This window comes from Rhodanobacter ginsengiterrae (assembly GCF_050026815.1).
In the GTDB taxonomy this organism is placed as follows: Bacteria; Pseudomonadota; Gammaproteobacteria; order Xanthomonadales; family Rhodanobacteraceae; genus Rhodanobacter; species Rhodanobacter ginsengiterrae.
This window is the reverse complement of sequence record NZ_JALBWO010000053.1, coordinates 220,232-235,247: the sequence shown is the minus strand read 5'-3', so window position 1 is coordinate 235,247 and position 15,016 is coordinate 220,232. Positions and strand designations below refer to the sequence as shown.

The window sequence follows — 15,016 nt, the reverse complement described above, 5'->3', positions numbered from 1 at the left end:
TGGACGCCGCGCCACCGCCCGGCCCGGTCACTCCGTGCAGGTCGATGTTGTGCGGCATCTTGCTGTCCGGCGCGTTCTTCAGGTGGAACTCCACCGTGTCGCCCTGACGCACCCGGATGAAGCTGCCCGGCACGGTGCCGCCGAAGGTCCAGAAGGTGTAGCTGACCCCTTCGGAGATCGGCATCTCCTTCTCCACCACTTCCAGCTCGACGATCACTTTCGCCGGGTAATTGCGATGGAGCGGTGGCGGCACATGCGGCGGGCTGGTCAGCACCGCGTGGATCGGTTCGCCCTGGGGCGGGCCGAAGTCGCCGTGGGCGGCGGCGATCGCCGCCGGGCTGGCATCAGCCTGCCCCACTGGCGACACCGAAGACGACTTGCCCGAGCAGCCGGCAAGCGTCAACGCACTCGCCGCGGCAAGAACGAGGAACAGCGAACGTGACATGGGTTTCTCCCTGTGGTTTCTGCATGAAATCGTAGGGAGAGGTCGAAAATCGCGCTTGACCCAAGTCAGCCCTGCCACCGAAAAGCGAGCAGTGCGGCAAGCCGCCACAGGTGTCCGGAAAGCGCTCAGCGCGGGAGCAGATTCCTGCCGATCTGGCGCAACCGCTCGGGATCGCGCAACACCAATTCGCGACCTTCGAGCTCGATCAATTCCTGGTTGCGGAAACGGCTGAGCACGCGACTCACCGTCTCGGCAGCCAGCCGCAGATAGTTCGCGATATCGCCGCGCGACATGCTCAGGTGGAAGCGCGTGCCGGAAAAGCCGCGCTCCTCGTAACGCGCGGCAAGATCGACGAGGAACGCAGCCATGCGCATGTCGGCGTTGTGGTCGCCGGCCAGCAAGGTGGCCATGCCGAGCTCCTTGCTGATCAAGCGGAACAGGCGTTGCTGCACCGCCGGCATGCGACTGGCCAGGGCGCTCATGGCGGGAAAGGAGAAGCGGCAGAAATACGCGGTATCCAGCGCCACCGCATCGCAGGGGAACTGGTCTGGATAGATCGCATTGAGGCCGATCACTTCGCCGGGCAGATAGAAGCCCAGCACCTGCTCGTGACCCTCGGCGTCGACCATGCTGGTCTTCACCGTGCCGGCGCGCACCGCGAAGATGGAGCGGAACGGATCGCCGGTACGGAAGACGTGCTCGCCGGCATGGAACGGTCCGACGTGCTCGACCAGGCAGTGCAGTTCCAGCAGCTCGGGCTTGCCATAGCCCTCGGCGATGCAGGCGCCGGAAAACGCGCAGGTGCGACAGAAATGGGTTTCGTCGCCGTCGTCGGCAATCGGGTTGGGTGGCTCGGGCAGGCGGCCTGCGGGATTGTTGCGGCGCATGGGAGACCTTGGAAGTCGCGCGAATCAGAGCGGGCGCGCTGGAGGTCGGGATACGGCCGACAGGCCAACGCACAACAAATACATCGCGATGATACGCAATGACGCCGACTACCGGGACAACGTCCGCGAGTCATGTCGTCGCAGTGCTGGCCCGGCAACTGCTTCTGCGCGCCGCCAAAAAGAGCAAGGGCCGGCATTGCTGCCGACCCTTGCCTGTATTTGGCGCCCGAAGCTGGACTCGAACCAGCGACCCCCTGATTAACAGTCAAGTGCTCTAACCAGCTGAGCTATTCGGGCGTGAGCTGCGTAGTTTGCTGAGCAGGCTGCCGACTGTCAAGCCATCGCACCCGATTCCTGCCACTTTTTCTTCAGGCGCCGAGGACCCGATAGCACGGCTCGTAGGCGCTGCCGCCGGGGAGCTTCATGCGGTGCTGCGCGACAAATGCCTGCAACAACTTGTCGAGCGCGCGCATGATGTCGGCATCGCCGTCGATGTCGAACGGTCCGTTCTTCTCGATCGCCAGCACGCCCTCCTCCTTCACGTTGCCCGCGACGATGCCGGAGAACGCGCGGCGCAAATCCGCCGCCAGTTCGTGCAGCGGACGGCCATGGCGGATCTGCAGCGCGCGCATCGCCTCGTGGGTGGGCCGGAACGGCTGCTGGAATTCCAGCGGAATCTGCAGCGCCCAGTTGAAGAAGAAGGCGTCCTTGGTGTCGAGCCGGTTGTGCCGCACCTTGTCCAGCCCCTTGATCATGGTGCGCGCCACGGTCTGCGGATCATCCACGATGATCTGGTAGTGCCGCGCCACCTCGTCGCCGAGGCTGAGTCGCAGGAAGCGGTCGATCTGCTCGAAGTAGGCGGCCGACTGGCGCGGCCCGGTGAAGATCAGCGGGAACGGCGTACCGGCATTGTCCGGATGCAGCAGGATGCCCAGCAGGTAGAGGATTTCCTCGGCCGTACCGACGCCACCGGGGAACACGATGATGCCGTGGCCCAGGCGCACGAACGCCTCCAGCCGCTTCTCGATGTCCGGCATGATCACCAGGTGGTTGACGATCGGATTCGGCGATTCGGCCGCGATGATGCCCGGCTCGGTGATGCCGATGTAACGGTTGTGCCGGCGCCGCTGCTTCGCATGCGAGATGGTGGCGCCCTTCATCGGCCCCTTCATCGCGCCCGGGCCGCAGCCGGTGCAGATGTCCAGCCCGCGCAGGCCGAGTTGGTAGCCGACCAGTTTGGTGTAGTCGTATTCCTCGCGCGAGATCGAGTGGCCGCCCCAGCACACCACCAGGTTCGGATCGACCTGCGGCTTGAGGATGCGCGCGTTGCGCAGGATCTCGAACACGCCCTGGGTCAAGGCGGCGGACGGATCCAGGTCGAAGCCGACCTGCTCCATCTGGGTCGACACATAGACGATGTCGCGCACCACCGCCACCAGCAGCTCGTTGATGCCGCGGATGATCTGGCCGTCCACGAACGCCTGCGCCGGTGCGTTGGTCAACTCGATCTTCATGCCGCGATCCTGCTGCAGCACCTGGATGTCGAAATCGGGGTATTGCTCGAGGATCGCCCGCGGATCGTCACTGACGTTGCCCGAGGTCAGCACCGCCAGCGCGCAGCGCCGCAGCAGCGCGTGCAGGCCGGAACCGCTGGCGCCGCGCAGGCGCGCCACTTCATGACGCGAGAGCACGTCCAGCCCGCCGATCGGCGAAATGCGGGCGCTCACGACGCCGGTTCTGGCGGGCGCACCCTTGTAAGTGTCATTCATTCGATTGCTTCTCCCTGGCCGCTCCATCGCAGCCGACCGGCTAGCTTCCTGCGCAGGCCAGATATGGTCAAGCACAAAAAACCGGCGCCCTCGCGGGCGCCGGTTTTATTTCAGACCCGAAGCCGGATCAGAACGTGTACTTCACCGTCAACTGCACCGCCCAACGCTGAGCCAGGTCGCTCGGGAAGGTCGAGGTCGGTACCTGCTGCGGACTGTAGTTGCCGTTGCTGTCCAGATAGCTGGAGCCGGAGATGTCGTAGATGTACTTGCCGTCGGCACCCACACCGTAGAAGTCGGCCAGGTTGCGGTAGCCCGGGAAGTTGGCACGCTTCTCGATACCCCAGTGCTTGTTCAGCAGGTTGGTGAAGTTGTACACGTCGAGCTTGATCTTGCCCTTGTTGCCCTTGAACAGGCCGGGAATTTCCTGGCTGAAGCTCAGGTCGATCTGGTTGAGCCAGCCTGCGCGATCACCGTTGCGACCCGCGATGCCGCCCTGGTGAGCCTTCAGGTAGTCGTTCGACTTGATGTAGTCGTAGAACTGCTGAACCAGCTTGGGATCGGTATTGGCACGGAACGACACCTGGCCCGGGTTCGGGATGAAGACGAGGTCGTTGCTGACACCGTCACCGTTGGCATCGTTGCCGAAGGTCCAGCTGTACGGCGAGGCATTGTGGCCGTCGTAGAACAGGCTGGCGCTGGTGGCGTAATCACCGAAGAAGCGATGCTGCCAATTGAGGCCGGCGATCACGCGACGCGGGATCGAATAGTTCGACGGGCTCGCCTCGTTCTCGTTCGGGTTGACGATGTAATTGTTCACATAGTTCGAACGGGCGACGCTGCTGGTACCGGGGTTCACTTCCGTCGAGCGACTCCAGGTGAAGCCCACCATGCCCGACCAGTCGGTCGAGAACGGCTTCTTCAGGGACAAGGCCAGGCTGTCGGCGCTGCCGCGGCTGCTATTGGCCAGGTTGATGGTGCCGTCAGAGAAGGCGCCGTTGGCGAGGTAACGCGACTGCTGACCCGACGAGCGGGGGTCTTTGGTGGGGTTCTTGTAGTAAGTGAAGCGACCATCCGGCAGCACGCCGGTGGGAGCACCCACGTTCATGTTCTGATAAAGAATGGCATCGCGCACCTTGATGTGCTGGTAGTCAGCGGTGGCGATCAGGCCCCACCACGGCAACTCCTTGTCCATGCCGACACTGAACTTCCACACGCTGGGCAGGCGGAAGCCGGGCGAGATGGTGTTGACGGTCTGCTGACCCGAACCGACTACGCCATCCTGCTGGTTGTGCGCATCCGCGCTGAAGGGCGGCAGGTTGGTATTGCAGGGAGCTTTCTGCGTCGGACCGCAATTGAACTGGGTCTGCGTCGCGCCCGAGTTGGAGAAGATGTTGCCGATCCACACGCCAGGCGGGTTGGAGATGAACAGGCCCGCGCCACCGCGCAACTGGGTCAGGCGCTCGGTGTCGAAGTTGTAGTTGAACGACAGGCGCGGCTGCACCACGCGATTGCCGTTGATGGTGGTCTGGTTGGTCCGACCAAAGCCGCCGGTGGCGGCACCCGTGACCGGATTGGTCCCCACCGGCGCCGCGAACAGCGGGTTGTAGATCGGCTTGTCACTCATCAGCGGAATATCGACGCGGATGCCGTACTGCACCGACAGGTTGTTGTTGACCTGCCAGGTGTCCTGCAGGAACACGCCCCACTGCTTGAGCTCGAAGTTGGCCGCGACGTCGTTCAGGCTCAGGCCATCGGCCGGGCGGCTGTAACGGTACTGGTAGTAGTTGCCGTTCGCGAAGTTCTCCAGCCCGCTCAGACCGTTGCCGTCCTCGAACGTGTAGCTGCCGAAATAGTTCTGCAGGAAGAGGTTGTAGGTGGTATCCCTCTCGTAGTCGAAGCCACCCTTGATGGTGTGGTCGCCGGCGTAATACGTGCCTGCCCATGCGGCATTCAGCGTCTTCACGTCCAGGACGTTGGCCTGGTACGAATAGTTGGTGCCGAACTCCACCTGTGCGCCGTTGCGGAAACCGACGGGGTACACGGTGATGTCCGGCAGGTCGCCACCAGCCACCGGGCTGTTGCCCTTGTGGAACTTGGCGTACGAAATGGTGGTATCGGTCGAGAACGAATCGGACCAGTCATCGTAGAAATGCAACGCGTAGCTGGTGTTCTTGGTCTGGGAGTTGTACCAGCCGCTGGAAAGCACCAGTTTGCTGCTGGTGCCGCCGATGGTCGGCTTGCTTTCCTTGGTCTGGGCGAAGGTGAAGCTCGCACGATGGCTGTCGCTGATGTTCCAGTCGATCTTGCCCAGGTAGCGCTTGTCTTCCAGATCGGCGTTGCCACCACCGGCGGAGCCGATGTCGGTGATGCCGTACTTGCTGGCGGCGATGTCGCGCACCTGCTGGATCATGTCGGGGGTGAGCCCTTTCACGATGACGCTGGCGCCACTGCCTTCCGGACCATACGGGCTGCCCGAACCGATCTGCTTGCTCTTCTCGGCCGAGACGAAGAAGAACAGCTTGTCCTTGATGATCGGACCACCGACGGTGGCGCCGCCGGTCCACTGGCGATCAAAGCCGTTGAACTTGGCGTCGGCCTCGTTCTTGCCGATCATGTTCTGGTTCTGGAATACGTAGTAGACCGAACCGTGGAAATCGTTGGTACCACTCTTGGTCACCGCGTTGACCGTGGCGCCCACGCCGCGCCGGGTGGCCACGTCATAGTTCGCGGTCGAGATATTGTATTCCTCGATCGTGTCCTGCGAAATCGGCGTGCCCAGGGTCGGCAATCCGTTCGCGTTCAGGCCGAACGGGTCGTTGGCGCTGACCGAGTCCACCGTGATGTTGTTGTAGCGGCTGTTCTGGCCGATGGCCGAGAACGAACCGGCGGCGCGATCGGTGACCACGATGCGCGGATCGAGGCGCACGATGTTCTGAATCGAGCGGTCGGGTGTCGGCGTCGCTTCGATCTCGCGGCTCGACACATTCGTCGAGATGCCCTTGTTGTCCGGTGAGAAGGTCTGGGCCAGCGAGCTTGCCGAGACGGTGACCCCGTTCAGATCAACCGCCGCCTTTTCGCTGGCGCCACCCATGGTGAGGTTGATCGCCGATTCCTGCGCCAATTGCAGGTAGACGTTGTCCTGCTCCGCCTGCGCCATGCCGGCCTTGGAGACGGTCACGTCGAACGGACCACCCACGCGCAGGCCCTGCGAGGAATAGCGACCATTTGCATCGGTGGTAGTGATCTTGGTGGTGCCCGACGGCTCGTGCACGATCTGCACGGTGGCACCGGCCACCGGCTGGCCGTTCGCGTCAAGCACGCGGCCACTGATCGAGGAGGAAGTGTCCTGCGCGATGGCAGGCACCGACGCCGCCAGCAACGAAGCAATGGCAAACGGCAGGAGTTTGGCGCGAATTCGGCTATTCATTCTTGATCGACCCTCAGGCTCGCAACGAAAGGAAACTCTGGTTTGAAGGTCAAAAACGTGGCTGAGCCCGGCGAAAGCCCGGCTACATCGACACGATCTGCAACCCCAATTGTGCGATCCCAACAGGACACGGACCGCAAGAACCTCGGCACGCTGGACCATCCCGTCCGCGGCTTTGTTAAATGATTGTAACGTCATTGTATGACATTCTTGTAACGTTTACACGTTACCCCGGTCCGGCCACAGGCCGCCCGGAACAGAGGCGCGAAGCTTTTGAAATCAGCAACATGGCGAGCCTCCACCGATCGCCCAGGCCATCATGCCGCGCCACATCCGCGCATCGGCCTATACCCGATCATGAGTGCTTTCCGCGGCTTGGCGCACACTTGCCGAATCTGGATGCCGCAGGCGTCCGGCGCGAATGCCTGCTCGAGGCTCAGACGCCCGTGCGCAGGAACGACGCCACGCCGGCCATGAACATCTGCACCGAAAGCGCGATCAGCAGCATGCCCATCACGCGCTCCAGCGCGGTCAGCACGCTCTCGCCGAGCCAGCGGAACAGGTAGGTGGCGCTGAGCAGGATCAGCGAACTGGCCAGCCAGGCCAGCAGCAGCGCGATGGTCCAGTCGGCGGTACGACCTGGCTGGGTGTTGGTCAGCAACAGCAGTGCCGCCATCGCCGAGGGGCCAGCCACGCCAGGAATCGCCATGGGCACGATGAACGGCTCGCCGCCACCGGTCTTGCCGAAGATGCCGCTGCCATCGGCCGGCGGAAACACCATCTTGATGCCGATAAGGAACAGCACGATACCGCCGGCAATGCTGATCGACTCCTGCTTGAGTTGCAGCAGACGCAGGATGTACTGACCACCGAACAGGAATGCCAGCAACACGCCCAGCGCGATCAGCAGTTCGCGCACCATGACGTGGCGGCGCCGCTTCGGCGGCACATCCTTGAGCAGGCTGAGAAACAACGGGATATTGCCCAGCGGATCCATGATCAGGAACAACAGGATGCCCGCGGACAAGGTGGTCATCTGCGCTTCCATCTCAACTCCATCGGTGTGTCTGGCGCATCATGCGCCGTATCGTCGGCCTGCCCGCGGGTCACCCGTGTGACCGCCGTTCAGTCCGCCCGCAAATCCAGTATCGTGCCGCGCGCCGCCATCCCCTGCGCACCGAGCAGATAGACCGCCGCCGCCGCGGTGGCATCCGGCAGCGGTCGCTGCGAGACATCCTCGCCGAAGTACGCCAGCTGCCGCAGCGCGGTGCGCATTGGCGCTGGCAACATTGCGTGGGTACGCAGCGGACTGGTGTCGGTTTCCTCGTGCAGGATCGCCACCAGGCGCTCCAGCGCCGCCTTGGACGCACCGTAAGCGCCCCAGTGCGCGCGTTGCAACAGCTCGGGGTTGTCCAGCACGAACACCACGGCGCTGTCTTCGGCCTGGGTCAACAATGGCAGGCAGGCCTGGGTCAGCGCGAACGGCGCGTTGACATTGACGTGCATCGCGCGCAGCCAGGCATCGGGCTTGTGCATGGTGATCGGGGTCAGGCCGGAAAAACTGACGGCGGCATGCACGATGCCATCCAGACGTCCAAAGTCGCGCTCCAGCCCTTCGGCCAGCGCGGCATAGTCCTTCGGCGTGGCCACTTCCATGTCCAGCGGATGGATCACCGGCTCGGCCAGGCCTTCGGCCAGCATCGCGTCATAAAGCTGCTCGAGCTGGCGCTTGCGCTTGCCGGTGATGACGACGGTAGCGCCCGCACGTGCGGCGGCTCGCGAAACCGCACCGCCAAGCCCGCCGTAGGCGCCGGTGACCAGCACCACACGACCGGCCAGACTGTCGCTGCCAGGCTGCCAGTGGTCGGGAAGGCGCGAAAAAGGCAACGTGGTCAAAGAGCGGCCCCGGCAACATCGCTCGCCATGCGCGACAGCTCGCCGGCCGCTTTCAATTCTTCGATGATGTCGCAACCACCGATCAGTTCGCCCTGGATGAACAACTGCGGGAAGGTGGGCCAATTGGAAAAATGCGGCAAGGCGGCACGGATGCGCGGATCGGCCAGCACGTTCACCGTCTGGAACACGGCACCGGCTTCGGTCAACGCCTGCGCGGCGCGGCTGGAAAATCCGCACATTGGAAATTCCGGCGTGCCTTTCATGAAAAGCACGATGGGATGCGCGGCCAGCATCGCCCTGATTTGCTCGTTGATGTCCATAGTTCGGTGATTCATCTTTACAATGCAGGCAGAGCGCTATTGTATCAGCCTGCCGCTGGCTGCCACCCGCTGCGCCGCCCATTTTCCCCAGCCAACGCAAAGGAGCCTCACCATGGCGATTGAACTTCCCCCGCTTCCGTACGAAAGGAACGCGCTGGAGCCGCATATTTCCGCTGAAACGCTGGATTTCCACTACGGCAAGCACCACCAGGCCTATGTGACCAATCTCAACAAGCTGATCGAAGGCACCGAGTTCGCCGACGCGCCGCTTGAAGACATCATTCGCAAGTCGTCCGGTGGCGTGTTCAACAACGCCGCGCAGATCTGGAACCACACCTTCTACTGGAACTCGATGAGCCCCAAGGGCGGCGGCGCGCCGAGCGGCAAGCTGGCCGATGCAATCAACAAGGCGTTCGGCTCGGTCGACAAGTTCAAGGAAGAATTCAGCAAGTCCGCCGCCGGCAATTTCGGCTCGGGCTGGACGTGGCTGGTGCAGCGCCAGGATGGCTCGCTGGGCATCGTCAACACCTCGAATGCCGCCACCCCGATCACCGGCAGCGACAAGCCGCTGTTCACCGCCGACGTGTGGGAACACGCCTATTACATCGACTACCGCAACGCCCGCCCGAAATACCTGGAGGCGTTCTGGAACCTGGTGAACTGGGAATTCGCGGCAAAGAATCTCGCCTGAGTCCTCGGCATCTGACATGAAAAAGGCGGAGCCTTCCGGGGCTCCGCTTTTTTTCATGTCAGGTTGTTGCAAGATTCCGCTCAGCCGAGGCGGTCGTCCGCCAGGTGATGATGCGGATCCTCCGCGGCATTCGATTCGACCATGCTGCCGGCCTGCAGCAGCAGTTCGGCGCACTGGACGAGAACCCTCGGTGCTTGCGCGAACGGCGCAAGGCAAGCGGATCAGTTCAGCACCATGCCGCTCGCACCTGATCCAGCCAGCGCATGTCGACCGGGCATGGCGCAATCAGCCGCGCAGCGCATCCAGCAGCGGTCGCGCCTGCGTTTGGCGATCAAGCGTGCGGGCAATACCACCCACTCGCTCGGCCAGCGAGGCGGCATCGACGGCACACACCGTCGCATGTCCGACCTTTCGCCCGGGCCGCGCCTGCTTGCCGTAGTCGTGCCAATGCGCATCGACCGCCTGCAGCACCGGCGCCGCATCGGGCAGTTCGCTGATCCAGTTGAACATGGCCGACAACCCGCGTGCACCGGTGTCGCCCAGCGGCAGGCCAAGCACGGCGCGCACATGGTTCTCGAACTGGCTGGTATGTGCGCCCTCGATGGTCCAGTGGCCGGAGTTGTGCACCCGCGGCGCCATCTCGTTGCCGAGCAGCTCGCCATCCTTGACGAACAGTTCCAGTGCGAACACGCCGACATAGTCCAGCCGTTCGGCCAGCGTGCGGGCCAGTTCGGTGGCGCGCCCTTGCAACACCGTGATGTCCGGCGCCGGTGCCAGACTCATCGACAGCACGCCATCGACATGCCAGTTGCGGGTCAGCGGCCAGGTGCGGAAATCACCATCGCGACCACGCACGGCCAGCACCGAAAGCTCGCGTTCGAACGGCACGAAGGCCTCGAGGATCAGTCCGTGGGCAGACGCCTGTGCACCCAGCGCAGCCCACGCTGCATCGGCATCGGCGACATCGCGCAAGCGGAACTGGCCCTTGCCGTCGTAGCCGAGCCGCCGGGTTTTCAGAATGGCGGGCGCACCCACCGTGGCCAGCGCCTGATCCAGTTGCCCGCGCGTGTCGACCGTCATGAAATCCGGCGTGGGCAGGCCGCACTCACGGAACAGGGTTTTCTCGGCCAGCCGGTCCTGGGCCACCGCCAGCGCCCGCGGCGCGGGAAATACCGCGACACGCTCGGCCAGCCAGTGCGCAGTTTCCGCCGGCACGTTCTCGAAGTCGAAGGTCACCACGTCGACTTCCGCGGCAAAGGCTTCCAGCGCGGCGTAGTCGGTCCAGTCGGCCACCACCAGTGGCGCCACCTGCCCGCCACAGGCATCGGCCGAACTGTCGACCACCAACGACTTCACGCCCAGTGGCGCGGCCGCCAGCGCCAGCATGCGAGCCAGCTGACCGCCACCCAGTACGCCCAGTACGGGTTGCCTGCGTTCGCTCATTGGCGCGGATCCGGCTGTTCCAGCACGGCCCGGGTCTGCCGCGCACGCCACTCGTCCAGAGCACTGGCCAGGACCGGATCATGCAGGGCCAGCACCGCCGCCGCCAGCAGACCGGCATTCACCGCGCCGGCACGACCGATGGCCAGGGTTCCGACCGGAATCCCGGCCGGCATCTGCGCGATCGACAGCAGGGAATCCATGCCGTTGAGTGCCTTGGACTGCACCGGCACGCCGAACACCGGCAGCCGGGTCTTGGCCGCCAGCATGCCGGGCAGATGAGCGGCGCCGCCGGCGCCGGCGATGATCACCTGAAGGCCTCTCTCGACCGCCCGTTCCGCGTAGCTGAACAACAGGTCCGGCGTGCGATGGGCGGAGACCACCCTGACCTCGTGGGCGATACCCAACTCGGTCAGCGCGTCGACCGCGTGCTGCATGGTTTCCCAATCCGAACGCGAGCCCATCACGACGCCAACAAGTGGCCGCATGCTTGTTCCTGTCATGGCCGGAATGCCCAAAAACGGCTATTGTACGGGCTTTCTCCACCCCGGCACACCCAAGCAACCCATGGACAAGCGCCTGCTCGACATTCTGTGCTGCCCGGTCAGCAAAACCCCGCTGCGGCCCCTGACCAAACGCGAACTCGATGCGCTGAACGACGGCATCGGTGCCGGCAAAGTCGACACGATTGCCGGCGTCGCCGTGCGCGAGCGCATCAGCGAAGGCCTGATCACCACCGATGGCAAGGTGATCTACCGGGTCGAGGACGGCATCCCGGTGATGCTGCCCGAGGAAGGGATCGGCACGCTGCAGCTGAGCGACTTCCCTGCCGCCTGAAGTCGCCGCACCACGTGAAACGCGCGCCCGCGCATGACACGGGTGGCTGCTTTGCCTTATCTTCAGTACCTGAGCGACCCATTGTGGGTCCAGCCGCACGCCATGTTTCAGGGGTTTGGCGATGAATGAAGCCACCGATCCATCCCGAGTCGTCAACCTGAGCCAGCGCATGGATCCGGCCAGCGAGCGCGTGGGCGAGCTGCTGGTCGGGGTGCGCAACATTGCCGGCAAGCATCTGCAGCAGTGGATCGGCAACGCCTTCGAACACGTCGACGACGCCCTGTTCGACCTGGCCGAGAAGGCCGAGAACAACGCCACCCAGATGCACTATTTCGACGGCATGCGCGAGGTGCGCAAACGCCGACCGACGGTGGAGCGCAACTTCCTGGCTGCGGTGAGTCGCAGCATCGCCGAACTTGCCCACCCGCCCAAGGCGGCGGCCATGCAGCTGCCGTCCTCGATCAGCGGGGTCGAACTCTCCCTGGTGGCGGACAACGAGCTGGAGGAGTCGCTGGCGATCACCAGCATGATCGGCAAGAACGAAGCGCGGCTTTCACGCGATCTGTTCTCCGTCAACCAGCGTTTGTCGGTGATCTGCGGCGGCAACAAGGTCGAGGACGCCAGCAACCCGGTGGGGCCGGCGGTCCTGGCACAGTCTTTCCGCCAGGCGCTGCATGAGCTCAGCGCCGACATGCGCGTCAAGCTGATCATCTACAAGCTGTTCGACCGCTACGTGCTGTCGTGCCTGGAAGAGCTGTACCAGAGCATCAATGCCGAACTGGTGCGCGCGGGCGTGTTGCCGCAGCTGCGCCATGAAATCCTGCGCGGCAGCAGCGCGAAGGCGAGCGGTGCCCCCAGCCAGGCCGGCATGGATCCCGCCAACGGCGCGCTCGGCGTCAGCGCTGAAGAAGGCGGCGAGATTCCCACCGATCTGCTGCAGACGCTGCACGCGCTGTTCAGCGCGCGGCGTCCGCATGCCGGCGGCGCGGCCGCCATGCCCAGCGGTCCGCTGCCGTCGGCTAACGAATTGCTTGGTGCGCTGAGCGTATTGCAGAGCCAGATTGCCAGTGCCGGTCCGCTGCCGCACGCACGGCCGGACGACGCCGCCGAACTCAGCCGCGAAGTGCTGCAGCTGAAAGGCCAGTTGCTGACCCAGCTTGGCGCGCTGCGCGGCGAGAAGCCCAGCCACGTCGCCACCATCGACGAGGACACCATCGACCTGGTCGGCATGCTGTTCGAATTCATCCTCGAGGACCGCAACCTGCCCGCTTCCATGCAGGTGATGCTGGCGCGCCTGCAGATTCCGTATCTCAAGGCGGCGATCCTGGATCGCAAACTGTTTGCCCACCGCCAGCATCCCGCGCGTCGGCTGCTGGACTGCCTGGCTGAACAGGCCAAGAGCTGGTCCGAGGAATCGGATCGCGACCAGCGCCTGCACGACAAGGTGAAATGGATCGTCGACCAGTTGCTGCATGACTTCGACGACGACATGGGCATCTTCGAGCGTCTGCTGCTCGACCTGCAGCAATTCCAGGATGCCAACAAGCGTCGTTCCGAGCTGGCCGAGCAGCGGGTGGCGGAGTCCACCCGTGGCCGCGAAAAACTCGAGCAGGCACGTCGGCGCGCGGCACGCGAAATCCTTGATCGCATCGGCGACAACAAACTGCCGCCGCTGGTGCACGGCGTGCTGGCACGCGCCTGGGCCAACCACCTGGTGCTGACCCTGCTGCGCGAAGGCGAGGATGCTCCCTCGTTCAAGAGCGCGCTGCGCTTCATCGACGACTTCATTGCCAGCACGCGTGTTCCGCAGGACCACGAGAGCCGGCAGCTGCTGCGCCAGATGTTGCCGGGCATCGAACGGGCACTGCGCCAGGGTCTGGCCAACGTGGCGTTCCAGGAACAGGACGTGGAGCGCCTGCTGACGCAATTGCATACCTATTATCGCCAGCAACTGGGCGAAACCCTGGGGCCGGCCGAGGTCGTCACCGTCGAGGAAGACGCTGCCATGCTGGCGATCCCCGACAACATCCAGCCGATCATGGCAAGCCAGAGTTCACATGAAGAAGAACTCGAGGAAGATGTCGCTGAAGTTCCGCTGGACAGCCCGGAATGGCATCAGGTGATTGCGCTCCAGCCCGGTACCTGGCTGGAGTTCTGCCTGCCCACCGAGGCGATGACCCGCGCGAAGCTGTCGTGGATCAGCCCGATGAGTGGGCGCTACCTCTTCGTCAATCGCCGCGGCCTCAAGGTAGCGGACTATTCGCCGCAGGAACTGACCGTCCTGATCACCGGGGGGCAGGCTCGCGTGCTGGCGGCCAACGCGCTGTTTGATCGGGCGATGACGGCCATCGTGGGCAAGCTGAGTCAGAGCGAACACCCCTCTTCCGAAGACACCTCCGCCGAATGAGTCCCATTGCAGCACCAATCGCACCTTCAGCCGATCAGATCGCCCAGGATGTCGAACGGGCCCTCGCCGAAGACCTCGGTGCCGGCGATGCCACTGCTGACCTGCTGCCCGTCGACGCACGCGCCCACGCGGAACTGACCTGCCGCGAAGCCGCGGTGATCGCCGGCACGGCATGGTTCGATGCCTGTTTTCGGCGCATGGATCCGGCGGTACGCATCGGCTGGAAGGTCCGGGACGGTGAACGTGTCGCCGCTGGCACGGTGATCTGCCAGCTGTCCGGCCACGCGCGCTCACTGGTTACCGCCGAGCGTTCCGCGTTGAACTTCCTGCAGTTGCTTTCCGCCACGGCCACCCTGACCGCGCGTTATGTCGCCGCAATGGGAGATACCGTCACGCGGGTGCTGGATACGCGCAAGACCATCCCCGGCCTTCGCGTCGCGCAGAAATACGCCGTACGCTGCGGCGGCGGCCACAACCACCGGATGGGCCTGTACGACGCGATCCTGATCAAGGAAAACCACATCATCGCGGCCGGCAGCATTGCCGCCGCCGTCCAGGCGGCACGGCAGTCGCATCCCAGCCTGTTGCTGGAAATCGAGGTGGAGAATCTCGATGAGCTGGAACAGGCCCTGCAGGCCGGCGTGGACCGCATCATGCTGGACAACTTCATGCTGGCGGACATGCACGAGGCGGTGCGCCGCACGGCAGGTCGGGTCGCGCTGGAAGTGTCCGGCAATGTGGACCTGGACACGATTGGCGAATTCGCCCGCACCGGCGTGGACTTCATCTCGGTCGGCGCGCTGACCAAGCATGTCCAGGCGATCGACTTGTCGCTGCGCCTGCAACTGGACTGAGCAAGATTGATCCGTGCGACCCTGATCCGGTGATCGCCGGCGC

Annotated in this window: 13 protein-coding genes and 1 tRNA gene; 4 read left to right on the top strand and 10 right to left on the bottom strand. The window is 64.1% G+C overall.

The genetic code is table 11. The features are described 5' to 3' along the window. From ACQGNJ_RS09820 to grxD, 8 genes are all read right to left on the bottom strand, one after another. The coding region (locus tag ACQGNJ_RS09820) for a multicopper oxidase domain-containing protein (protein ID WP_426689060.1) at window positions 1–445 on the bottom strand (445 nt) is incomplete at its 3' end. 125 nt (window positions 446–570) lie between these two features. Next, entirely contained in the window at window positions 571–1,332 is a 762-nt protein-coding gene (locus tag ACQGNJ_RS09815; RefSeq protein ID WP_426689059.1) for a helix-turn-helix domain-containing protein, read from the bottom strand. Window positions 1,333–1,552: 220 nt separating this feature from the next. Further along, window positions 1,553–1,629, bottom strand: a tRNA-Asn gene (locus ACQGNJ_RS09810). A 71-nt stretch (window positions 1,630–1,700) separates the two neighbouring features. After that, on the bottom strand, window positions 1,701–3,101 hold the full coding sequence (gene ppnN / locus ACQGNJ_RS09805; protein WP_426689058.1) for a nucleotide 5'-monophosphate nucleosidase PpnN: 1,401 nt from the start codon (window positions 3,099–3,101) through the stop codon (window positions 1,701–1,703). A 127-nt stretch (window positions 3,102–3,228) separates the two neighbouring features. Continuing rightward, window positions 3,229–6,528: a TonB-dependent receptor gene (locus ACQGNJ_RS09800; RefSeq protein WP_426689057.1), complete on the bottom strand. Its 3,300-nt coding sequence runs from the start codon at window positions 6,526–6,528 to the stop codon at window positions 3,229–3,231. Window positions 6,529–6,964: 436 nt separating this feature from the next. Further along, a complete protein-coding gene (locus tag ACQGNJ_RS09795) occupies window positions 6,965–7,564 on the bottom strand; it encodes a YhgN family NAAT transporter (RefSeq protein ID WP_426689056.1) in 600 nt (199 codons plus the stop codon). Window positions 7,565–7,653: 89 nt separating this feature from the next. Then, the gene (locus ACQGNJ_RS09790) at window positions 7,654–8,424 is read right to left on the bottom strand and encodes an SDR family NAD(P)-dependent oxidoreductase (RefSeq protein ID WP_426689055.1); all 771 of its coding nucleotides are present in this window, start codon (window positions 8,422–8,424) and stop codon (window positions 7,654–7,656) included. Continuing rightward, complete coding sequence (gene grxD / locus ACQGNJ_RS09785; protein WP_426689054.1) at window positions 8,421–8,744, bottom strand: Grx4 family monothiol glutaredoxin; 324 nt, start codon at window positions 8,742–8,744, stop codon at window positions 8,421–8,423. The genes ACQGNJ_RS09790 and grxD overlap by 4 nt, the downstream gene beginning before the upstream one ends. 112 nt (window positions 8,745–8,856) lie before the next feature. Here grxD and ACQGNJ_RS09780 point away from each other — a divergent pair, with 112 nt between their 5' ends. Further along, window positions 8,857–9,435 (top strand): superoxide dismutase, encoded by a 579-nt coding sequence (locus ACQGNJ_RS09780; RefSeq protein WP_426689053.1) that lies wholly within the window; start codon window positions 8,857–8,859, stop codon window positions 9,433–9,435. A gap of 285 nt (window positions 9,436–9,720) precedes the next feature. On the opposite strand, the gene ACQGNJ_RS09775 is transcribed toward ACQGNJ_RS09780, so the two are convergent. Together ACQGNJ_RS09775 and purE are read right to left on the bottom strand one after the other, a co-directional pair. Continuing rightward, window positions 9,721–10,878 carry a 5-(carboxyamino)imidazole ribonucleotide synthase gene (locus tag ACQGNJ_RS09775; RefSeq protein WP_426689052.1) on the bottom strand — a complete coding sequence of 386 codons (1,158 nt, stop codon included), beginning with the start codon at window positions 10,876–10,878 and terminating at the stop codon, window positions 9,721–9,723. Beyond that, complete coding sequence (gene purE / locus ACQGNJ_RS09770) at window positions 10,875–11,378, bottom strand: 5-(carboxyamino)imidazole ribonucleotide mutase (protein WP_426689051.1); 504 nt, start codon at window positions 11,376–11,378, stop codon at window positions 10,875–10,877. The genes ACQGNJ_RS09775 and purE overlap by 4 nt, the downstream gene beginning before the upstream one ends. Window positions 11,379–11,442: 64 nt before the next feature. On the opposite strand from purE, the gene ACQGNJ_RS09765 reads away from it, so the two are divergent. The 3 genes from ACQGNJ_RS09765 (at window position 11,443) to nadC (ending at window position 14,973) form a co-directional block, all read left to right on the top strand. Beyond that, window positions 11,443–11,712 (top strand): Trm112 family protein, encoded by a 270-nt coding sequence (locus ACQGNJ_RS09765; protein ID WP_426689050.1) that lies wholly within the window; start codon window positions 11,443–11,445, stop codon window positions 11,710–11,712. A gap of 121 nt (window positions 11,713–11,833) precedes the next feature. Further along, the gene (locus tag ACQGNJ_RS09760; protein WP_426689049.1) at window positions 11,834–14,119 is read left to right on the top strand and encodes a DUF1631 domain-containing protein; all 2,286 of its coding nucleotides are present in this window, start codon (window positions 11,834–11,836) and stop codon (window positions 14,117–14,119) included. After that, entirely contained in the window at window positions 14,116–14,973 is an 858-nt protein-coding gene (gene nadC / locus ACQGNJ_RS09755; RefSeq protein ID WP_426689048.1) for a carboxylating nicotinate-nucleotide diphosphorylase, read from the top strand. Before ACQGNJ_RS09760 ends, nadC begins: the two co-directional genes overlap by 4 nt. Window positions 14,974–15,016 lie beyond the last annotated feature (43 nt).